The organism is Halorubrum miltondacostae (genome assembly GCF_041379815.1).
In the GTDB taxonomy this organism is placed as follows: domain Archaea; phylum Halobacteriota; class Halobacteria; order Halobacteriales; family Haloferacaceae; genus Halorubrum; species Halorubrum miltondacostae.
Window position 1 is genome coordinate 149,287 of the sequence record NZ_JBEDNY010000006.1, and the last position, 20,091, is coordinate 169,377.

23 protein-coding genes and 3 pseudogenes are annotated in these 20,091 nt (G+C 59.2%); 10 read left to right on the top strand and 16 right to left on the bottom strand.

Going from position 1 to position 20,091, the window contains the following annotated elements:
* Positions 1-237: 237 nt before the first annotated feature.
* Positions 238-1,707: an orc1/cdc6 family replication initiation protein gene (locus ABNG04_RS15165; protein WP_371163224.1), complete on the top strand. Its 1,470-nt coding sequence runs from the start codon at positions 238-240 to the stop codon at positions 1,705-1,707.
* A gap of 543 nt (positions 1,708-2,250) precedes the next feature.
* On the opposite strand, the gene ABNG04_RS15170 is transcribed toward ABNG04_RS15165, so the two are convergent.
* Together ABNG04_RS15170 and ABNG04_RS15175 are read right to left on the bottom strand one after the other, a co-directional pair.
* Positions 2,251-2,574 (bottom strand): DUF6788 family protein, encoded by a 324-nt coding sequence (locus ABNG04_RS15170; RefSeq protein ID WP_371163225.1) that lies wholly within the window; start codon positions 2,572-2,574, stop codon positions 2,251-2,253.
* A 416-nt stretch (positions 2,575-2,990) separates the two neighbouring features.
* A complete protein-coding gene (locus tag ABNG04_RS15175; RefSeq protein ID WP_371163226.1) occupies positions 2,991-3,473 on the bottom strand; it encodes a peroxiredoxin family protein in 483 nt (160 codons plus the stop codon).
* A gap of 167 nt (positions 3,474-3,640) precedes the next feature.
* On the opposite strand from ABNG04_RS15175, the gene ABNG04_RS15180 reads away from it, so the two are divergent.
* Positions 3,641-4,066 carry a TRAM domain-containing protein gene (locus ABNG04_RS15180; RefSeq protein WP_371163227.1) on the top strand — a complete coding sequence of 142 codons (426 nt, stop codon included), beginning with the start codon at positions 3,641-3,643 and terminating at the stop codon, positions 4,064-4,066.
* A gap of 64 nt (positions 4,067-4,130) precedes the next feature.
* Here the strand turns inward: ABNG04_RS15180 and ABNG04_RS15185 are convergent, their stop codons facing one another.
* Both ABNG04_RS15185 and xseA read right to left on the bottom strand, forming a co-directional pair.
* Positions 4,131-4,340, bottom strand: coding sequence for an exodeoxyribonuclease VII small subunit (locus tag ABNG04_RS15185; protein ID WP_371163228.1), 210 nt, complete (start codon positions 4,338-4,340; stop codon positions 4,131-4,133).
* A gap of 42 nt (positions 4,341-4,382) precedes the next feature.
* On the bottom strand, positions 4,383-5,753 hold the full coding sequence (gene xseA / locus ABNG04_RS15190; protein ID WP_371163229.1) for an exodeoxyribonuclease VII large subunit: 1,371 nt from the start codon (positions 5,751-5,753) through the stop codon (positions 4,383-4,385).
* A 936-nt stretch (positions 5,754-6,689) separates the two neighbouring features.
* On the opposite strand from xseA, the gene ABNG04_RS15195 reads away from it, so the two are divergent.
* Positions 6,690-6,971: a helix-turn-helix transcriptional regulator gene (locus ABNG04_RS15195; protein WP_371163230.1), complete on the top strand. Its 282-nt coding sequence runs from the start codon at positions 6,690-6,692 to the stop codon at positions 6,969-6,971.
* A 193-nt stretch (positions 6,972-7,164) separates the two neighbouring features.
* Here ABNG04_RS15195 and ABNG04_RS15200 read toward each other — a convergent pair whose 3' ends face one another.
* The 4 genes and pseudogenes from ABNG04_RS15200 to ABNG04_RS15215 form a co-directional block, all read right to left on the bottom strand.
* Positions 7,165-7,728, bottom strand: a complete 564-nt coding sequence (locus ABNG04_RS15200) for a transposase (protein WP_371163286.1) — start codon at positions 7,726-7,728, stop codon at positions 7,165-7,167.
* On the bottom strand, positions 7,725-8,234 hold the full coding sequence (locus tag ABNG04_RS15205) for a winged helix-turn-helix domain-containing protein (protein WP_371163231.1): 510 nt from the start codon (positions 8,232-8,234) through the stop codon (positions 7,725-7,727). The genes ABNG04_RS15200 and ABNG04_RS15205 overlap by 4 nt, the downstream gene beginning before the upstream one ends.
* A gap of 104 nt (positions 8,235-8,338) precedes the next feature.
* A complete protein-coding gene (locus ABNG04_RS15210) occupies positions 8,339-8,776 on the bottom strand; it encodes a sensor histidine kinase (protein WP_371163232.1) in 438 nt (145 codons plus the stop codon).
* Between the two features lie 62 nt (positions 8,777-8,838).
* Positions 8,839-8,949, bottom strand: a pseudogene (locus tag ABNG04_RS15215) (transposase); the annotation flags it as partial.
* 39 nt (positions 8,950-8,988) lie between these two features.
* Here ABNG04_RS15215 and ABNG04_RS15220 point away from each other — a divergent pair.
* The 6 genes and pseudogenes from ABNG04_RS15220 to ABNG04_RS15240 all read left to right on the top strand — a co-directional run.
* Positions 8,989-9,420, top strand: a pseudogene (locus tag ABNG04_RS15220) (transposase domain-containing protein); the annotation flags it as partial.
* Positions 9,395-9,547, top strand: coding sequence for a hypothetical protein (locus ABNG04_RS15225; protein ID WP_371163233.1), 153 nt, complete (start codon positions 9,395-9,397; stop codon positions 9,545-9,547). The pseudogene ABNG04_RS15220 and the gene ABNG04_RS15225, both read left to right, overlap by 26 nt.
* Positions 9,548-9,550: 3 nt before the next feature.
* Positions 9,551-10,054 (top strand): metal-dependent hydrolase, encoded by a 504-nt coding sequence (locus ABNG04_RS15230; protein ID WP_371163234.1) that lies wholly within the window; start codon positions 9,551-9,553, stop codon positions 10,052-10,054.
* 44 nt (positions 10,055-10,098) lie between these two features.
* Positions 10,099-10,500, top strand: a pseudogene (locus tag ABNG04_RS15235) (HVO_A0114 family putative DNA-binding protein); the annotation flags it as partial.
* A 243-nt stretch (positions 10,501-10,743) separates the two neighbouring features.
* Positions 10,744-10,911 carry a DUF7837 family putative zinc-binding protein gene (locus tag ABNG04_RS18090; RefSeq protein ID WP_445972125.1) on the top strand — a complete coding sequence of 56 codons (168 nt, stop codon included), beginning with the start codon at positions 10,744-10,746 and terminating at the stop codon, positions 10,909-10,911.
* A 232-nt stretch (positions 10,912-11,143) separates the two neighbouring features.
* Positions 11,144-11,491 (top strand): DUF6788 family protein, encoded by a 348-nt coding sequence (locus ABNG04_RS15240; protein WP_371163235.1) that lies wholly within the window; start codon positions 11,144-11,146, stop codon positions 11,489-11,491.
* Positions 11,492-11,539: 48 nt separating this feature from the next.
* On the opposite strand, the gene ABNG04_RS15245 is transcribed toward ABNG04_RS15240, so the two are convergent.
* Positions 11,540-11,977 carry a TRAM domain-containing protein gene (locus ABNG04_RS15245; protein WP_371163236.1) on the bottom strand — a complete coding sequence of 146 codons (438 nt, stop codon included), beginning with the start codon at positions 11,975-11,977 and terminating at the stop codon, positions 11,540-11,542.
* A 103-nt stretch (positions 11,978-12,080) separates the two neighbouring features.
* Positions 12,081-12,374 (bottom strand): hypothetical protein, encoded by a 294-nt coding sequence (locus ABNG04_RS15250; protein ID WP_371163237.1) that lies wholly within the window; start codon positions 12,372-12,374, stop codon positions 12,081-12,083.
* A gap of 358 nt (positions 12,375-12,732) precedes the next feature.
* On the opposite strand from ABNG04_RS15250, the gene ABNG04_RS15255 reads away from it, so the two are divergent.
* Positions 12,733-12,963 (top strand): hypothetical protein, encoded by a 231-nt coding sequence (locus tag ABNG04_RS15255; protein WP_371163238.1) that lies wholly within the window; start codon positions 12,733-12,735, stop codon positions 12,961-12,963.
* 190 nt (positions 12,964-13,153) lie between these two features.
* On the opposite strand, the gene ABNG04_RS15260 is transcribed toward ABNG04_RS15255, so the two are convergent.
* From ABNG04_RS15260 to ABNG04_RS15285, 6 genes are all read right to left on the bottom strand, one after another.
* Complete coding sequence (locus ABNG04_RS15260) at positions 13,154-14,179, bottom strand: AbrB/MazE/SpoVT family DNA-binding domain-containing protein (protein ID WP_371163239.1); 1,026 nt, start codon at positions 14,177-14,179, stop codon at positions 13,154-13,156.
* A gap of 1 nt (position 14,180) precedes the next feature.
* Positions 14,181-14,852, bottom strand: a complete 672-nt coding sequence (gene phoU / locus ABNG04_RS15265) for a phosphate signaling complex protein PhoU (RefSeq protein WP_371163240.1) — start codon at positions 14,850-14,852, stop codon at positions 14,181-14,183.
* Positions 14,853-14,856: 4 nt separating this feature from the next.
* Positions 14,857-15,780, bottom strand: a complete 924-nt coding sequence (gene pstB / locus ABNG04_RS15270; protein ID WP_371163241.1) for a phosphate ABC transporter ATP-binding protein PstB — start codon at positions 15,778-15,780, stop codon at positions 14,857-14,859.
* 6 nt (positions 15,781-15,786) lie between these two features.
* Positions 15,787-17,415, bottom strand: a complete 1,629-nt coding sequence (pstA, locus tag ABNG04_RS15275; RefSeq protein WP_371163242.1) for a phosphate ABC transporter permease PstA — start codon at positions 17,413-17,415, stop codon at positions 15,787-15,789.
* Positions 17,415-18,548 carry a phosphate ABC transporter permease subunit PstC gene (gene pstC / locus ABNG04_RS15280; protein WP_371163243.1) on the bottom strand — a complete coding sequence of 378 codons (1,134 nt, stop codon included), beginning with the start codon at positions 18,546-18,548 and terminating at the stop codon, positions 17,415-17,417. Before pstC ends, pstA begins: the two co-directional genes overlap by 1 nt.
* Before the next feature lie 155 nt (positions 18,549-18,703).
* Positions 18,704-19,930, bottom strand: a complete 1,227-nt coding sequence (locus ABNG04_RS15285) for a PstS family phosphate ABC transporter substrate-binding protein (protein WP_371163244.1) — start codon at positions 19,928-19,930, stop codon at positions 18,704-18,706.
* Positions 19,931-20,091 lie beyond the last annotated feature (161 nt).

Consider the following 20,091-nt stretch of genomic DNA (forward strand, 5'->3'; position numbering starts at 1 on the left):
GAATACACTCATCGAGGATGTTGACGAAACACCCACCCCGTGAACACATCGAACACATCGATAGAGGGGTGTGTGTCCTCGAGTGTGTGATGTAAAACACATCGTCACTGGCTGCTGCTAGTAAACCCAATATGAGCATTCTCACGCGATTAATAGCGTAGCATGTGGTTTCAAACGGCTAATTACACTTCGATAGAGGTGGGAACCTTTTTCATACAGGCCCGTATCAAGACACGTATGGGTCTTGACGACTCCGATGATCCTTCAAATGAACCGGGATCGCCGGAGGAGGAAACGACGGCTCAAGCAGAGCTGTCGAGTGCGTCACAATCAGAATCATCAGCGCAGCCGCCAGCATCTCACCTCACAAACGGTGATTCACAACCTGACGATGCGTCCGACTCTGCGGATCCATCTCAGTCGATCGAGGACATGCTCCTCGAGTTTGACGATCAGAAGGGGCTAATCCGAGAGCGAGCGCTGCTTGATCCCAACTACGTCGTTGAAGAGGACCGCATCGTTGGTCGCGACAGGCAACTCCAGGAAGTCACTAAGATGCTCCGTGTTGCGCTTGGAGACAACCGGCCTCCAAACCTGTTCCTCTACGGCCCGTCTGGAACGGGCAAGTCGCTGATCACAAAGGCGGTTTGTCACAACATCAGCCGGATCTGTAAAAGCCGAGATATCCAGTTCGGCACAATCGAAGTGAACTGCCAAGATCTGGATACGCTGGGTATCGCCGTGTATGAGCTCGTCCAGCAGGCGGCCGATGAAGCAGGTGTTGCTGTCGAGGTTCCCAAACACGGCGTTGCGACCAAAGAGAAATGGGACGAGCTCTATCGGATCGTCAACGAACACTTCGACTCCGTCGTGTTCGTCCTTGATGAGCTGGATATGCTTGTCGGACGGCGAGATAAACAGGTGCCCGCGTTCTCGCGACTACTGTATCAGCTCTCTCGAGCCGGCACGAACGACGATCTCAACGCGTACATCTCAGTCGTCGCAATCTCAAACGACACAAAGATGATGGAATCTGTCGGCAGTCGTGCTGTTAGCTCGTTCACTCCCGAAGACGTCCACTTCGACGATTACGACGCAGACCAACTCCAATCGATTCTCCGACGTCGTCAAGATGCCTTCCACGAAGATGTCGTCGACGATGCTGTTATTCCACTTGCGGCGGCATTTGCGGCTCAGACTCATGGCGACGCAAGGAAGGCGATCGATCTGATGCGTGTTGCTGGTGAATTAGCTGAGCGGGAAGGTGACACCCGCGTTCGCGAAGAACATGTCCGCACCGCACAAGCGAAAGTGGAAAAGAATCGGGTGCTTGAGGTTGTCCGTGGAATTAGTACACAAAAGAAGCTCTGCTTGTACGCGACCGCAGCGGTCGCTTCCCAAACCGATAGCGGGTCTGCCCGAAGTACGACCGGCTACCGCGTGTACCAGTATCTAACTGACGCCATCGACGCTGATCAGTACCACCAGGAAACGTATGTGAATAAGATGAAAGAACTCACGACCTATTCGCTAGTTGATTTCGAACGTCGGAGTCACGGCCCTAGCTCTGGGATGTTCCTTGAGTTCCAGTTTGGCGAGCGGCCAGAAACAATTCTGGAAACCCTCCGAGAAGATTCGCGCATCGAGGCAGTCTCCGAAGACGAGGTCAACTCCGTGGTCAAAGCGCAAATACGTAATCAAACATAGCAACGCCTTCTGCTTGGCGTAGCATTCACTGTTCTCTCTGATCGTTCCCACTAGTACAATTTCGCTAATCTCTCAGTGGACCCATTACTCCCGCTACCGGTTGTACAGCTACACACCCCTCTATCGATGTGTTCGATATGGCTGGTATCAGGGCGCAGTTTCTGCTCAATCTACTGATTCCCTCTCACTCGCTGATGATTTTTGTCCTATCTCACGCAGACACCCCTCTATCGATGTGTTTGGACTGTTTGTTACCAGTTCACAATATCATTTTTATTCTATTTTTTGATTCTTAATTTTTGTCATCATCGCCGTCTGAGCACACGCCCCTCTATCGATGTGTTCAGAGCGTTTGTTACCAAGCCACAATTGGTACTCACCTCAACTACGTTGTCCCAGTCGACGAGTTTTCAGTAGTTCTCACATACACCCCTCTATCGATGTGTGATATCTTTTTAGAGGGCCTGAAACGGCAAATAATCGAGGAAGTTACGCAGAGCGTGGCTGGCTCTATTGATGAAAGCATCGACTAACTCAGGGAAGTTAATCGTCTGCGTCAACCGGTCCTTTGTATTGTGAGCGGATCTTCTCTCCGTCTCGCCACTGCCAGTAGTAGTAGCGGTTATCGTTTATTTTTTTGATCGTTATCGTAGCCTTCGATGGGACGTCGTCTGGGAGGTCCTCGGCTTCCTCGTCGCTCTCGTCGCCATCCGACTCTTCATCGATCTCGGCGCCACGGGCTTTGTGCGATGCCAATGCCTCCGCGTAGTGTGCGATGTATCGGAGTCGAGTTGGTGAATAGCCGTTGAGCGTGTTGACAACATCTGCCGGGAGATCTTTCGGTGGCGTCGGCGGCTTTGGGGACATCAGTGATCGTCTCGTCTTAACCAACAGCACATCTATCGGGATAATTTTGTTGGTTAAGACATTAGACAATCTCTACCAACCGCCTGCGACGTAGGTGGTACCTCGGTTCTCCGCAGATACAATCGTGTCCCTGCTGGGACCGCCCGTTGATATCTTACCCACGCCGAAGTGCGGGCATTCCGAAATAGGTACTCTGGTTATGTGCTCCCTCGGTTCTCAACTGCGCTTTCGCGTGGAACGTCGAAGGTTGCTGTCCAGTCGCACACAAGGACGTTCTTTCAAGCGCGTGTAGTTGTATTAAAAGGGCCTTCCTCTCCGCATACAGCGAACATCAATGACGGCTGGCTACTCAACCAACAGTGGAGCACGGTTCGGGGCCAACGAGACCGAGTACGACTCGTACCCTGTCATGGTGGCTACGCCTCAAACGGATCAGCGAAGTCGTTGCGGATGAAGTAGCGGATGTAATTGCCGTACGTGCGGTCGCCCGGATGCTCCGCGACCTGTTCGTAGCGTACAGTCCCGTCCTCATCGATCACGTATGTCGCTGCGATGCCAGTCACGCCGTGGCTTGTCTCTTCAGTGCCACTAAATTGGTCTGCGATTTCTCCATCAGGGTCTGTAAGCAACTGGATGTCAAGATCGTAGCGGTCACGCATCTCGGTGGCTTTCTCAAGCGTGTCGGTGACGACCGGAAGCACATCAACACCATCGTTGAACCACAGGTCATACGATACCTCGCTGAACGTTTGAAGTTGCTCAGCGCAGAAGCTACACCAGTGTCCCCGGTTGATCAAAACGATTGTCGGGCCGTCGTCCAATGTTTCAGCGAGTGATACCTCGCCACCAGCGGTACTTTGTGCGCTAAAGTTGGGAGCGTCCTCATCAAGTAGGGTCATTCAATTACTTGTTCAGTAGGAATTGTTGAAAAGCTACCGCGAGAGTGTCCGACTCAGACCAAACCCCCAGTCACTTATCCACCGCTCAAATCAAAATAAGGGTGAATTTTCCTGATTCACAAATCCCCTATTATCAAGTTGTGGAAGACAATATATAGCACATCACGATGGAGATACCTGATCAGCTCCGGACTGTGTACTCTGCGACGATTGAACAGAAAGACGGCGACTATATCCTCTCAATTCCAGCCCAGGAAATCGAGCTAGGAGCGCTAAAGTCTAACGAGAGCGTCCGCGTTGCGCTACTCTCAACACCGACATCAACAGGATCACCTGACAACACCGTCGAATCAACAAACCCAACGTCAGAACCAGCAGACTCAGCGGGACCTCCAGTTGCTGAAGGTGAGACACGAGAGGTAAAAATCGAGAGCATCGGCGACCAGGGTGATGGGATCGCAAAAGTTGAGCGCGGCTACGTTGTAATCGTTCCGGGAACGGATCTTGGTGAGACACTCACCGTCGAAATCGAAAACGTACGAGACAATGTGTCGTTTGCGACGGTTGTTGACCGGAAGCTACACCAGGCCTAATCTTCCCGACTGGGATCGGTGTGTCCTCTGAGGGTTTCCCTGTGCTGACGCTCTACGGGAGCGCTTAGGAATCGAGCTCGGCTTTTGCGCCATCAATCTCAATGATGTCACCGTCGCCGACGTCTAACGCATCACGAAGCGCTTCGAGATGGTCGTCTGCCTCCTCGCGGAGTTCTTTGGCTTTCGGCAGATCAACCTCTCCATTCTCAAGCGCCTCTGCGATCTCTTCAAGTCGCTCGATCCGCTCGGCAATGTCGATTTCGGGCTCGCTCATGGACATTGGTGTACCGGGGCAGTCTTGAATATCTGGTTTCTGTCACAGCAGTCCACTTGCCCACAGGACAACGCCAAGCACCAATAATCCAAGAAGAACGAGTACGACAATCTGGAGCTGTCGAACCTGTTGCTGTGCCGCCTTGATATCAGTACTTGACTCGATGTCCTGATACCCACGCTCGATCCGACGATCGAGTCGTTCAGTCTCGCGCTGGACGCGCGTCTGATACGCCTGATCGATGCGTGCTTCGAGTCCAGCGACACGTCTGCGAGTTGCTGTGGCCGTGACAGCCTCGGTTTCGGCAGCATGTTCTCTCTGCTGAACTGCGGTGTCTATCCGAGAATCGAGGTTGTCGAGACGAGTCGAGGTGAGTGTAGAGTAGGCGGTGTCAAGCCGCTGTTCGAGGTCCGCTGCGCGCTGAATCTGTGCCCGGCGGTTCTCTGCCGCTCGTTCGATACTGACGACAGCGTTGTCGACGCGCCGGTCATATGCGTCCAGTCGGTCCCTGACAATCGCATCGTATCCGGTACGGAGCCGACGCTCGATTTCGGCAACTCGGTCACGGACAGTACTCATGGCCGGCGTCGCGACGGTGCCAGCCTCCGTCGGTGTCATTGCTGACGTATCAGCCACCCCTTCAGCGAGCGTCTCATCATCTTCGTGGCCAACGCCGACGACAGTCGGCGTCTGACAGTCTGCGATAGCCCGCACGACAGGCTCCTCGTTGAAACACCACAGCGTGTCGTCTGCGCCGCCACCACGCGTCACAACAATGATGTCGACATCCGGCTCCTGGTCTGCTTGCCGGATGGCGCCGACGAGTGACGGCGGGGCGTTTTTGCCCTGTACTGTTGCGCCAAAGAACGTGAGCGTCACCCCAGGCGCACGGCCCCAGGCAGCTTCACGGACGTCCTCCCGTGCGGAACCCATCAGTGAGGTGACAATGCCGATGTTCGATGGAAACGGTGGGAGTGGCTGCTTGCGATCCGTATCGAAGAGGCCCTCCTGATCGAGTTCGGCACGCAATGTCTCCAACTCCTGTGTCCGCTCGGAGTCGCCCACCGGCCAGTAGTTTTTGACATTCAGCTGCGTGCGACCGCCATCGGTGTAGAAATCGACGTCCGATCGGACGATCACCTCCTCGCCTTCGGTGATGCTTTCGTCAATGCGATTCCGATAGGACGACCATATGATACACTGAATCGTCTCCTCGCCATCGACATCTCGGAGCGTGAAGAACGTTCCATAGCCTTTCGCCGTCGCATCTGAGACCTCGCCGACGACATATGTCGGAAAACGATTAGAAGCCGACTCTAAGGCCGCCTCGATTTCATTGTTGAGCCTGGCCACAGACCACGCTGATTCATCCCGTTCCGCTTGCCCACTGCGAGTCTCGTCGTCGATGGCCATTCGTTCAATGATATACTGTCGGGTGGCTTAGTTTATTGGCTCTACTCCCGGTCCAGTGAATATCTCTGTAGCTAGTTTAATACGTAATCTATGGATGGCCGTCAAACAGCCTCGGTGACAGAGACAATGGGTCAGACGCTATTGGCGTAACGATAACAGCGCGTGGAGCCACACAAGCGGGTGGTGCTGAATCCACCGATACCAGTATCTAATCGGACACCATACGCCATCTTATGTCCACCCGACGTACAGACGCTATCTCGGCTGCGCTCGTTGCGATCAGCGTTTGTGTCGTAGCCCGACGGGATGGGATGACCTCAGAACAGTTACTCCGACCTGGCCCATTCTTCGGCGGTGCGGCGGTGGCAGTGGCTGTCGAAGCTATATTCGCGCGGTGGCCGGAGGGTGCCGCTCACCTCTGGCGGCGACCGATCGTTCGGTTTGGCTCGCCCATCGTGCTGATTGCTGCGGCCCTCTCTGCTGGTCGCCGCAGTAGCGTGGCTTACGCGGCGACGCTCGGTGGCCTCGCCGGATACTTTTCGCTGTTGGTAGGTATCACTACGGCGGTCATCCCGGAACCACGAGAGTGGTTTTGATGATCCAATTCTGGAAATAGATGTGAACAGCCTCAATTGAATTACTTTTCGAGAGTGCGTATGCGTACCATGACTAGTCGCATATGTATTCAATCGCTTGAAATAGATTAATCGCTGTATACATCTCGATCCATTGTAAGGCAGGGTCTCGCTGACCTGTGGATCGGATTTGAAAGTTGGGACTCTAGGCGTCGGTCACCACCCTGACCCGACGCTGTAATCATAAATATACTATTGTCCAAATTATCTCCAACCACGATGCGGCTGTTGGAGATAATATCAGTGATATATTATATAATAAAACAATAGTATTTCATATCTTGAATATAGATAGCAGGATATGTACGATCTTACCGGGTTTCAGCGGGACCTTCTGTACGTCATTGCTGGGCTTGACGACCCACATGGGCTCGCAATAAAAGAAGAGCTCGAAGAGTACTATGAAAAAGAGATCCACCACGGTCGTCTCTATCCGAACCTCGACACGCTTGTTGAGAAGGGGCTTATCGAGAAGAGCCAGCGGGACAGGCGGACTAACGAGTACGCGGGAACTCGACGCGGCGAACGAGAAATCCAGGCCCGCGCAGACTGGGAAGCAGAATACATCAGCCACGACACCTAAACCTGTACCGTCTGAAGCGGACTTTCCAGTTTTGACAAATAATCTAACCTAATTGATGATTTTTCAAGCCTGTACTCGGTGGCCCTGAGCGTAGCAATTGTGTAATTCAACAGCGAAAGAGATTCACTAACTGTGCTCGACTTGAGTACCAAATCGGTTGTATGTAATTCATGCGAACAACATCTCATAGTGATTAAGACAAATCCTTGCCGGTGAGATATGGCCAGATGTTTGGTTCGGTGATCGCGCTCAGTCCTCGTGGAATGTAGTCTTTCAGCGTCGAGAGATCTGGAATAAGACGGTATTTAAACCACTCTTGCAACTGATCCCAGCATCCTTCGACAGCGTTCAATTCGGGAAGTTTCGATGGGAAGTACCACACTTCGAGGTCGTCCCCGCGCACGCACGAGACCGAACTGTCTCCGACAGTTTCGGTCTCGCGCTCTCCACTGACGTGCTCCCAGAGATCCCTCGCGTAGAAGTAGCCCGCACGATCCAGAAACACTACTAACTCCTCGCCAAATTTGTCGGTTAGCGCCTCTAGCAGTCGAATTCCGTGAAATCTGGTCAAGTTCTCGTCTGTCCAGCAGTAGAAGCTGTCACCGTCGTCGGTGACAGCGCCCAGCACTGTCACCGACTTCCAAGACGTTGCTGTCTCTATCGTCGGATTTGAGCCGATCGGGTACCAACCACGCCGCTGAACGGTTCCGACGTGCTTGGTGAATTGATCGACGACAACAACCGTTTTTTCGCTCAGTTCGGGCTGTTTTTTTCGACCGTCTGCTGGAACTCAACCTTCTCCTCAGGATCAGCTTCGTGGTGTTGAGGCCGTGCTGTCCGCAAGGACAGCCCGGCCTCTCTCAGCAATTCGTAGGCGTAGTTTTCGTGGTATTCGACGCCGTACTCCTCTTTGACGTGGTAAAGCAGGAGCTTCGCTGACCACGCCTGCTGCTCGTAGCCAAGTTCTGTTGGTGGCTGTTGCAACTGTTCGAACAGCTGCTCGCGGTCTTGTCCCTCGATCTTTGCTGGGCTTCCTGGTCGAGGAGCGTCGTAGGGTGCTTGCTCGATCGGTTCTTCTTGGAACCGATCGAGCCAGTTGCGGATCGTTTTCTCGACGACACCGTGGCGTTCAGCCAACGTATCCAAGTGATCGCCCTGTTTGCGCCCGATCGCCGCGAGAACACGTTCTCGCGGCTTCCCTTCGTCCATCTGGCCTTTGAGTTCGTAGAGTTCCTCAAGAGTGACCCCGTCAAGCCGACTCATTACCAGCTCTACTACGTGCTGCGGCAAATACTTTCCTTAATCACTATCAGTACCTATATTTTTGATTCGAATGCTCTGGGACCTGTTCTGGTAATTCTGGTTGGTTATGTGTTCTTGAACTCAAATCGCACCCCGCCGGAGTTAGCCTGTGTCACGACCACCTCAAACCCGTGTGTCTGGGCGACATTTTGGACAATCGCAAGACCAAGCCCTGTGTTGTCCGCATCGGTTGAGTATCCCGGCTTGAAGATTTTCTCACGCTCATTTTCAGGAATCCCTGGACCGGTATCTTCGACATAGAATCCATCAGCCAACTCACCAACAGTCACGGTGACTTGCCCGCTGCTATGATCAATGGTGTTCCGGTAGAGGTTTTCGAATAGCTGCTGGAGGCGGCTTGGGTCTCCCGTGAGGACATCATCACCATCGGTGACTAACTTGGCCTCGGGGGTTTCGACAGTTTCCCAACTACGTTTGGCGAGCCGTTCCAGGGAGACTGCTTCATTTAGCTCATTGTTCGTACTCTCTCTCAGTGTGAGCACTGTGTCTACAGAGAAAACAAGGCGAGTGCCTCGGGGCTTGACCCCGAGGGTGAAGCCGACACTTAGACGTGTTCTGTCCGCTCGATGTACCGCTCAATCGTTTCTGTTGAGACTGTTCCTGCCGTTCCGATGTAGTACGACTGTTCCCAGAATCCACCAGCAGTGTTCAGATAAGGATTGAAACGTGAGGCGGTGCGTTTTCAAAGTGATTCATGCCCGAAAACGACCGCCTCAACGGCTGTTTAGACGAGATCGACTTAGAGTTTGTGGAGCGAGAAGCAACACCGCGGCTGTTGATGAAGCTCAGTATTCAGCTTCATTTGTCTGGATTATCGCTTTCGAATACTGTTTCATTTCTTGAGATATTTGGTGTTGATCGAGTTCGTTCCACCGTTCATAACTGGGTTCACAAGGCCGATCTACAGCCGGAATCTAGTCGGAGCCCGAATCACGTCGCGGTCGATGAGACTGTGATTCGACTTGACGATGAACAATATTGGCTGTACGCTGCTGTCGATCCCGAATCAAACGATCTGCTCCATACACAGCTTGAACCAACGACAAATAACGCTCTGGCAGATCGGTTTTTCGCTGATCTCCGTGACAAACATGACATAGATGACGCAACAGTTCTCGCAACGGGTGATCTACTGGAAACCTGGTGAGACACGCGACACGGCGCTCTCAACGGACAACCTACAGGGAGACGCGGAGACGACGCTGGCGGACCTCGACGGCGACGGGGGCGGGGATGGGGACAAGGGGGGGTGAGTCGTGTATCGGAACGGCCACTACGGCGCCGCCCTTCTGATATACGCACCCATCGGGACGCTGACGCTCATCCTTGGGTTCGGCGAGCCGGCCGTCGCCGGCGGGATTGCGACGGTTGGGCTCGCGACGGCGCCCGACCTCGACATGAAAATTCCGAGGGTGAAACACCGAGGAGTGACACACACGGTTCATTTTGCGGCTGTCGTCGGGATTCTCTGTGGCGCGGTCGCAACCGCAGGGGCCGCGAGCAGCGAGGCGCCGACCGGGTGGATCGTCGCCGCCGGCGCGTTCGGATTCCTCACTGGGGCGGGAGCGATCGGCTCGCATATCGCGGCCGACGCGCTCACGCCGATGGGAGTCGAACCGCTTGGCGACGACGGACCACACTATTCGTTCGACTTCGTCCGAGCAGATAACACGCTCGCGAACTACGCCCTCCTTGCGCTCGGGATCGCCGCCGTCGTTGCCGGGGTGTCGCTCGCTGGCGCCGTCGGCGCGGGGGTGTGACACGGCCGCCGAGTGGGGAGAGTTCGACGCGGTCGCTCCGGCGCCTGAAGACAGAAAAAATCAGCACCAGCGACCGAGAACAGCTCCGTGGGGACGCGCTCCAGGTCGTCCAAGACGGTGAGGCCGGCACTCTCGACGAACAGGATGAAACAGCAACACTTCAGTTCGGCACCGACCATAGCTTCGTTGACAGCCTCACGCCGCTACGTCTTGAGCTCAACTGGGCAATCACAGAAGAAGTGCCCAAGAGCAGGCGCAAGACAGCCCGTCTCATCGAGCGTAACGTGTCCGACGTCCACTCAGACCTGAAGCAGCTGGAAGTACTGGGCATCCTCACGCTCGAAGCGGGCGGGCCTGGCAGTGCGATTCAATCTATCGTTCCGTTCGGCTGTATCGACTCCCCGCCCATCGATAGCGGCGACGCGGGTGGGACTCGCCCGAGTGCGAAGTTACCACTCACCGCTCGCCGCGTGTACACTATGCGATTCCCATACGATGGCTACTCACGACCGACAGTCACGCTGCTGTCCGAGAACGGTACTTTCACTCCGCTCGCCCGAAATATAATTCACAGGGTCCCAAATGTTGAAGCGAGGGAGCATCGCTGGAGCGGTTTCACCAACCAGATCAGATCCAAAAGGGTGTCACACGCTCTCGCTCCCCTCGAAGGAGCCCGTGAACTCGCGAGAATGACTGCTAATGACTCAGAGACAGTCCGTGGCGACTGCTCGTTCTGCGGCGAGACAGTCACGGGTCGGCACGCAATCATCCACTATGAGACCGCTGGCGGCGACACAGGCCTGTGGGCCGAATGCCCTCATTGTGGCGAGATCGTTGACCCCACCGATGCTCAGTAAACAGTTCATCCAGCAGATCGTCAGGCTCGAGCCGTCATCGACAACGCATCATGAGTGCCGCCACTGTGGGTACAGCGTAGAGAAGGACGTCGATGAATGTCCACAGTGTGGCTCTCACGAGATTGCGGCCTACGATCTTGAGTAATTGCTGAACTGGTCACGGTATGTAGAGAAGATTTAAAACCTTATGTAGCACACAAACGCTAACGTGGCTCCGATTGTTACATAAGGTGTGAAGCAGCCGTCACCGTCCAGTTCGCTCCCAAAGTATCTCGCAGAGGGGCTCCCGAAACAGGATACGGAGACACTCCATGAGATACAGAACTACGTTGAGACGATTATTGAGTATCGCAACCAGTCGGTTGACACCGACGAGCTTCCCGAGACTGCCGAACCCGTCGAGGAGTCCGATAGCGCAGGAAGCGGGACCGTCGTCAAAGAGAAAGTCACCTGTGGCGACGACAGCTGTAAGTGCGCCAGCGGGAATCCTGCGGATATACACGGTCCGTATCTCTACCGCTACTATCGTGAGAACGGGACGATGAAATCGGAGTACGTCGGTAAGTCAAAAAGTGAGTAGTGCTGTGGGAAGTTTGCCAAGACCACCCGTTCGTGCCAACCTACGGTCCTAGACTTCCCCGCGAAGGGTGTCATCAACGACATCAGCGAACGCAACGTTCTCACGTACCTGTTGCATCTCGACGGTGACTCGGTCTCCGACACTCGTTTCGGGAACGATTACAACGTAACCGTGCTCAACTTTCGCGATCCCGTCACCTTGGTCACCGAGGTTCTCGATTTCAACGTCTCGCTGTTCACCTTCCTCGACAGGCGGGCCATCGTATTCGTGTTGCTGACCAGCGTGGTTATCTGACTGAGTGACCTCAGTCGTGTCGGTGGCTTCGGTATCCGACGTCGATGTCGATATGAGCGCAACACGGTATGTTTCACCCTCAGAGAGTGTCCCGGTGGCTATCTCACGGTCTGGTACGGTTATCTGGTAGGTGCCATCGTCTTGCTCAACAGTCGCAGTATACAGTGTCTGGAGCGTCTCAGAAATGTCCATAAATCGTGTATTGTGTTAGTTCGTGCCAGCGGACTTGTTTCTAGCGTTTCTAGCGCTCTCAACTGATTGGCGCCGGTCTGACCAAAGTACCCGAGAGACCACCTCAGGACTCAACGTCGACATCAAACACGCCCGCAAAGTCCTCGAGAAGATCCTGGGGTGATCGCTCATCACCGCGAGACGGCAAGGGTGCTTCCCAGCATTCGATCTCGAGCGTATACTCATTCGACACTGACTCCGGTTCGGTTGTCACATTGAAAATGCCAGTACGATAGATCGCCAGCAGTCGCTGCTCATGAACGTGGACGTAATCGATTCCAGCCCGGTCCAAGACTGTTGAAACGTTAGTCGGCGCAGATAGCGAGACAGAGACGCCTGGAGACGCAGAGTCGGTCATACCAGGTCCTAGGTGTATTCTACTGATAAAACCCAAACTTGAGAATGGTCCGGAGAGGGTGTTACAGAAGTCTGCCTACACCTCGTTGACTGACCCGTAGATCGCTCAGTACAGGCTGTAGACGCAACAGCCAGCGTGCTCAATCGAGAAACACGGGTGATTTGTATGGCGCTTTGGAACACCAACTATGCGACACCGGCGAGCAGGGAGGTACCGAACTGACGCCGAGCGCGAGCTCCGTCAATTTTGTCAGTGGTGTTTCGGCCAGACAGCTGATCCAGCAAACGCCTCGCCGCCGGAACCTTAGGCGGGCGTCGTTGACGGCGACACCGTTCGGTTCGCAGATCTCGACACGACAGTGTTCTCGGACTACGCCCGCTACCTATCCACGTCCGGGTACGCTGCTGGGACCGTTCTCACCTACTACGCACACATCGCGTCATGGTGCGGGTGGTCACACGTACAAAGGTACATCCCACGTCACCACGCCCGAGAGTCGGACGCCGAAGACCCGCTCTCCGAGAACGACGGCCGATGTCTAGACGACCAGCAGTCGTGGGAGCCTATCCACCGCGACCTGATCACGTAGTTTGTCGACCGACGTGTCTCCGAGGCGTTCGACGAGCTCGGTGCGATTGAGGCCTCTCCTGTCGACCGGAGCGACTCGGAGAGCGAAATGTGGCAGGCCAAACAGCGGGCTCGGTTTGAATCTTACCAGCGCTGTCATGAGCAGGGTGTCAAGGCCGTTGCGCTTGGCAGGTCCAAGCCCGGCCAAAGATCTACTCGTTCATCCGCTCCGGTCTGCGGTCGCGTATCGTTTCTTGACATCGGATCGCTCGCCGCAGCCCGATCTGCGCCACTCCCCCGCCGCAGTCCGCTGTCCGCCGCAGCGCGCGCAAGACGCGGCGGAGAGCTGCCCCCCTCTCGCCCCCGACGTCCAACGCCCGGTCGAGCGCGTCGATCTCGTGGTGAGCCCGGCTGAGGTCCCCAATCGCGGCCCGAGCGACGTCGGCGCCCTCGTCGCCGAGGGTGACGCTCACCCCGTCCGAGACGACCGCCCGGACCCCGGCGCCGATGTCCCGATACGTTTCCAACCGCCCGTCCGATGGTGGGGCGTCAAGGGCCGCCGCGGCATCCCCGATCTCCGCCGCCGCGTCGCGGAAGCGGCACAGCTCCCGCATCGCCGTCCACGACTCGAACAGCTCCGGGCGGGTGGTCCCGAGTGCGTCGACCTCTCCGAGGTCCGCCATGCCGCGGGAGACGGACCGGTCGATCATCGACGCGAGGCGGTCGACCTGTGTGTCGCGGGAGCCGGTCGGCGACGAGTCGGGTGGCGTCGCCAGCGCCTCCACCGCGTCGCGATGTATCGAGCGCACTGTGAACGCCAGCTGTCGGAGCGACTGGCTCACCGACACCTCCGTCGAGTCCAGCATGATCTGGACCGTCGTCACAGTCTCCGACTCCGCGGCCACAGACATCCCGATCCGGTTGCGAGCGACCCGTTCGACGGCGCGCCGCTGGTCCGGGGTAAGCGGCTCGTCCCGTTCGAGCGTGACCTCGCGCGCGCCGGCAGCGTAGGCCGCCCGCAGCGCCCGCTCGATCACCTCCGGGTCGGCCGACTCGATCCGGGCGAAGGGTGGGTCCTCGTCGTCGCCGTTCCCGGTCTGGACCGCCAACACCCCGTCGATGTGGTCGTGGAGCGTCACGACGTCACCGGACGCGATACCCTGCGACTCCGCCCAGTCTTTCGGGAGTGAGACCGTGTACGTCCCGTTTCCCACCCTTTGGATCTTTCGTGACTCCATCTTAGTAGAGCAGCTCCGGATCGTTTTCGATCATGTAGAGAGTCCGCGCTGCGATGTTTACGGCGTGGTCCGCGACGCGCTCGAGGTCGCGGATCGTCAGCAGGACCCGCGACACGTCGTCCAACAGTCGTTCGACCTCCCAGCCGTCCCCGTCGGTCCCCGCGATCAGGTCGCGGGTGACGCTCTCGCTCGCCCGCTGACACAGCGCGTCGACCTCGTCGTCGTCGGCCGCGACCGCGCGGCACGCGGCCGCGTCTTCGGTCTCGTAGGCGGCGAGGCTCCGTTCGACCAGCGAGCGCACCGCCTCGCCGATCGCGTCGAGCTGTACCTCGGGCGAGAGCGTCCGGGTTGCCGTCCGCAGGTAGTCGGCGAGGTTGACCGCGAGGTCGCCGATGCGCTCGAGGTCCGTGATGATCTTGAACGAGGCGGTGACAAATCGAAGGTCGCCCGCGACCGGCTGCTGGAGCGCGAACAGGTCGACGCACCGATCCTCCAGCCGCAGGTACGTCTCGTTCACCGCCTCGTCGCCCTCGGCGACCGAGCGCGCGAGCGACTCGTCGCGGTGCTCGACGGCCTTGAGGCTTCTCTCGAACTGCTCGACCACCTGATCGCCCATCGCGAGCACGTCGGATCGGAGTTCGTCGAGCGAGTCTTGGTACCGTTCTCGGGGCATGCGATCACCCGAACTTGCCGGTGATGTAGTCTTCGACGCGCTCGCTGTGGGGGTCCTCGAACACCTGATCGGTGTCCCCGTACTCGACCAGCTCCCCGCCCGTGAGGAACACGGCTGTCTGGTCGGAGATCCGCGCCGCCTGCTGCATGTTGTGCGTGACGATGACGACCGTGTACTCCTCGGCGAGGTCGTCGATCAGGTCCTCGATCTTCGCCGTGGCGATGGGGTCGAGCGCGGAGGCGGGCTCGTCCATCAGGATCACCTCGGGGTCGACCGAGAGGGCGCGAGCGATACAAAGGCGCTGCTGTTGCCCGCCAGAGAGGCCGAGGGCGTTGTCGTCGAGCCGGTCGCTCACCTCGTCCCACAGCGCCGCGTCACGGAGGCACCGCTCCACGAGCTCGTCCCGCTCGTCCGCGTCGCTCCGGTTCAGCAGGCGGGCGAGCAGTCCGGTGTCGAGGTCGCCGTGCTTCTTCGGACCGTAGGCGATGTTCTCGCGGATCGACTTGGGAAACGGGTTGGGAGACTGGAACACCATCCCGACCCGCTTCCTGAGCTCGACGAGGTTGACGCCGTCCTGGTAGATCTCCTGGCCGTCGAGTTGTACCGAGCCGTCGATCCGGGCGGAGCTCACCCGGTCGTTCATTCGGTTGAGACATCGGAGGTACGTCGACTTCCCGCAGCCGGAGGGGCCGATGAGCGCGGTGACGCTCCGCTCGGGGATCTCCATCGAGACGCCCTTCAGAGCGTGGTCGTCGCCGTAGTGGACGTCGAGGTCGTTGACGCTCATCTTCGCTTCGCCTTGGAAGTCGTACTCAGTCCATTCTGACTGCGTCCGCTCGACGGTCTCGCCGGCGGTCGTCGTGAGTGGCTGGTCGCTGTCCGTCGCCGCGGATTCGGTCTGGGTCTGCTTGGTGGTGTTCTCGCTCATGGTGGGTCAGGTGTGCGTGAGCCGCTGGCGGAAGTAGTAGCGCGTCGCGATCCCGATCGCGTAGAAGGAGAGGACGACGACGAGGAGCACCAGCGCCGTCGCCCAGCGGAAGGCGTCGGGGTCGGAGACGCTGCTGCCGAGCCCGACGCCGGCCGTGATCAGCGCAAACAGTTGGTACGGCAGCGCCGAGGTCGCCTCCAGCAGGGCCGGGTTGCCGACGAACGGCGGCGACGACGTGAACTGGAAGCTCCCGATGACGTCGACCGTCTGCGAGCCGGGGACGAACGTCCCGCCGGCCATCGTCAGCAGGATCGGGGCCGTCTCGCCCGCGATCCGACCGACGCCGAGGATGACGCCGGTGACGACGCCGGGCAACGCCGCCGGGAGGACGACGCTCCGGATCGTCTGCCACTTGGAGACGCCGAGCGCGGCGCTCGCGTCGCGGTACTCGTCGGGGACCGAGAGCATCGCCTCGCGGGAGGTGATCACCACGAGCGGGAGGAGCATGAACCCGAGCGTGATCATCCCGGAGAGCAGCGACTTCCCGTTGCCGAACCGCGGGATGAGGAAGGCGAACCCGAACAGCCCGAACACGATGCTCGGGGTGCTCCAGAGCCCGTTAGTCGCGACCTCAACGACCTGCGTGAACCGGCCGCGGTCCGCGTACTCGGTGAGGAAGACGGCCGCGCCGACCCCCAACGGAACCGCGAGGACGACGGCGCCGATCACGAGCCAGACTGTCCCCACGATCGCGGGCAATACGCCTTGGAAGTCGTTCAGGAGGGCCACGCCGTTCATCACGAACGGCACGGAGACCGGGAGCGTGACCGAGACGCCGAGGAACGTCGTTTGTGGCCCGGTACCGAGACCGAGCTCGAAGCCGGTCAACAGCCCCGGAACTCCCTGGACGACCACGTACGCGACGAGGATGAACAGGAAGGCGACGATCGAGAGCGCGTTGAGGTAGACGAGCACGTACGCGCCCATGTGCCGCCCGCGAGCGCCGAAGCCGCCGTACGACTTCGCCGAGGCCCAGCCGCCGTACAGCGCGCTGAACAGCGTCGCCACGGGGATGAAGAACTCGGCCGTGATCGAGGCCGTTTGCGCCCACCCTAGGTCCCACACCCAGTCCGGACCGATGACGCCGGTCAGGAACACGAGTCCCGTCAGCGTGAGCAGGCTCCCGAGCGGCAGCGTCGACCCGAGGTCCTCGCGCGGGAGGACGGTGACTGCGAAGGCAACGCCGCCGGCGACGAGGGCGCCGACCGCACCGCCAGCCGTACCAAGACCGAGCGTCTGGCTCGCGACGCCCCCGCCGATGACGACCCACGGGACTGCGGCGCCGAACCCGGCGATCAGTCCGGCGCTCGGGTCAGGGTCGGTTTCGACGTACCCGAGCCGGGACCCGGCGCCGAAGGCGATCACCGCGACGCCGAGCGCGGTCAGCAGTCCGCCGAGCAGCGTCACAGTCTGGACCCCGAACAGCGAGCCGGTGAGGCTGACGCGCTCGAACATCGCCGCGACGGCGAGCGCGAACAGGACCGTGGAGAGCCCGACAGCGACGGCGGCGACGGCGTCCGTCTGGGTGGTGTTCGACTCGACGAGCTTCGCGTCCGCCTCGCTCGCGCCCGCCATCAGACCTCACCCCCGAGCTTCTCGTGCATCCGCCACTCGATGTACTGCGCGCCGATGGAGATGACGAGGACGGTGATGAACAGGATCACGCCCGCGACGAACAACGCGTCCATCTGGAGGCCGTCCGCCTCGCCGTAGTTGCGCGCGATGATCGAGGTTAGCGTCTCCTGGCCGTAGAAGACGTTGACGAGCGGCTCAGTGAGCCGCGGGACGCCGCGGAGCATCACCGTCGCGGCCATCGTCTCGCCGATGGCCCGCCCGACGCCGAGCAGCACCGCCGCGGAGACGCCGGAGAACGCCGCCGGGAGCGTGATCGAGGTCATCGTCTGCCAGTCGGTCGTTCCCATCGCCAGCGACCCGCTCTTCATCGACTCGGGGACGCTGCTCAGCGCGTCCTCCGCAACGGAGACGACCGTCGGCAGTGCCATCAGACCGACGACGATGCCGACGAAGAGGTACGACCCCTGTCCGGTCGTCTGGAACTGCTCGGAGGCCCACGGCCCGAGGACGGTGAAGCCGATGAACCCGTAGACGATCGACGGGATGCCCGCGAGGATCTCGACGCCGGGCTTGACGACCTCGCGGACGGTCGCAGGGGCGATCTCCGAGATGAAGAGCGCGGCGGAGACGCCCAGCGGAGCGGCGACGGCGGAGCCGATGAGCGTCACCATCACCGTCCCGTGGATCATCGGCACCATCGAGTATTGGATGGGCGGCGAGACGGCGTCCCAGTTCGGCTGGATGAACATGCGCAGGCCGGGGACCGTCACCCCGAACACCGTCGCGCTCTCGTACCGGATCACCGGGATCGACTCGCGGAATATGAACACGATGATCAGGCCGAGGATCAGGATCGTCGACACCGTCATCATCAGCGCGATGACGTACGCCGTCTCCTCTTGGTAGCGGAACCAGCCGATCCCCGCGGCGGCGAGGAAGGCGACGAAGGGGACGATGGTGAGGTCGGAGACGACCAGAAATCCGACGAGCGAGGCGAGGAGCGAGAGCGTCATCACCGCGATGATCGCTAGCGCTGGCGGTTCCGTCTCGTCGACGAACTCTCTGACCCGTCGGAGCCGCGCGCCAAGCGCGTTCGTCACTCGGCCGGCCGGGGCGTCTGTTACCGAGGACATCTGTCTGGTATCGTAGTTGTTCGAGGGAGTGCGTGTGTCATAGAATCGGTGTTCGTCTTGAGCGTGGGTGCCGGGGTGTCACTGAAACGGAGGGTCATCGGGGCGACGGGGCGCGCGTGCCGCCTCGCGGCGATCGACCGAAACCGTCGATTAGCCTACGGCGAGAGGAGGTCCTCCGTCGCGACGGACGAGACCTGCTCTTTCATCGACTCGAGGTCGCTCGTCGGGAGCGGGATGTAGTTGTTCCCCTCGACGAAGGTGGTCTGCCCGAACTCGTTGAGGAACATGTTGACGAACGCCGCCTCGCGAGCGTCGTAGCCGCCCCCGTCGGGGTTGTCCTCCTCGATGAGGGTGTACATGTGGAGGTCGCGGTTGAGCGGGTACTCGCTGTCGAAGATCGTGTTCTCCGCGTCGCGGCTGGTCTCGTACAGTGTACCGTCGAACTCGATGGAGATCGGGATGACCGTTTCGCTGGTGAACGCGAGCGCCATGTACGCGATGGAGCCCTCGTTCTGGCCGACGGCCTGCGCGACCTGCTGGTTCTGCCCGAAGCGCGTGTCGACGCCGGACATGGAAGCGTCGGCGGCACCGAGCATGTTCAGGCGGAACGCGGTGTCGGTGCCCGAGCCCTCGGCGCGGCCGACAGCGTAGATCTCCTGGTCGTAGTCGATCCCGTCGATCTCGCTCCAGTTGGTGATCTCGCCCTGGTAGATGCCGCGGATCTGCTCGCCGGTCAGCTGGGTGACGCCGGCGTCGGAGACGTCCGAGCTGACGACGACCGGCTGGCCGTCGCGGCCAACGACGTTGTCGACGACCGTGTTTTGCGCCTCCTCCTCGCTCCAGCCGAGCTCCGCCGTGATCGGTCCGGAGGAGTTGCCGATGTCGACGAGCCCCTCGGTGACGGCCTCGCAGCCGGTCCCCGAGTGGCTCAGGCCGACCGTCGTCGGGAACGGCGGCGAGGAGCGCTGCTCGGTCGGCTCGAAGCCGAACTTCGCGGAAAAGTAGTCGGCGATGAGCATGTCGTCCGCGCCGTCGGACGAGAGCTGGTCCCAGCCGGGGACGGAGGTCTCGTCGTTCGCGCCCCAGTACTCGCCGTCGCTTGGCGGGGCGTTGGAGTTCCAGTAGGAGCTCCCGGTGTTCGAAATGGGGTACACGGTCGAGGACCCCTCGGCGTTGAGCAGCGCCGTGCTCTGCCCGGAGCTATCGCCGCCGTCCGTGCCGTCGCCGCCGTCACTCCCGTCGCTGCCGTCGCCGCCGTCGCCGCCGGAGCTGCCGTCGCTGCTGCCGCCACAGCCCGCCAAGCCGGCGGTGCCGAGCGCTCCGGACGTGATGAGAATTTTCCGCCGCGACACGCCACCGTCGACCCAGTTCCGGTCTGACATCACCCGTAGCAACGGAGGAGCCTATTAAACTGGTTTATATTTTTAATATAGGTACCTCTTGACACGCGAGGAGCACACAATATTGGGGCGGACCGCACAAGGGAACTCTGACGGCTATATATTACCACGTACCGCTCTGTCCACGAATAGACCGCTCTTAG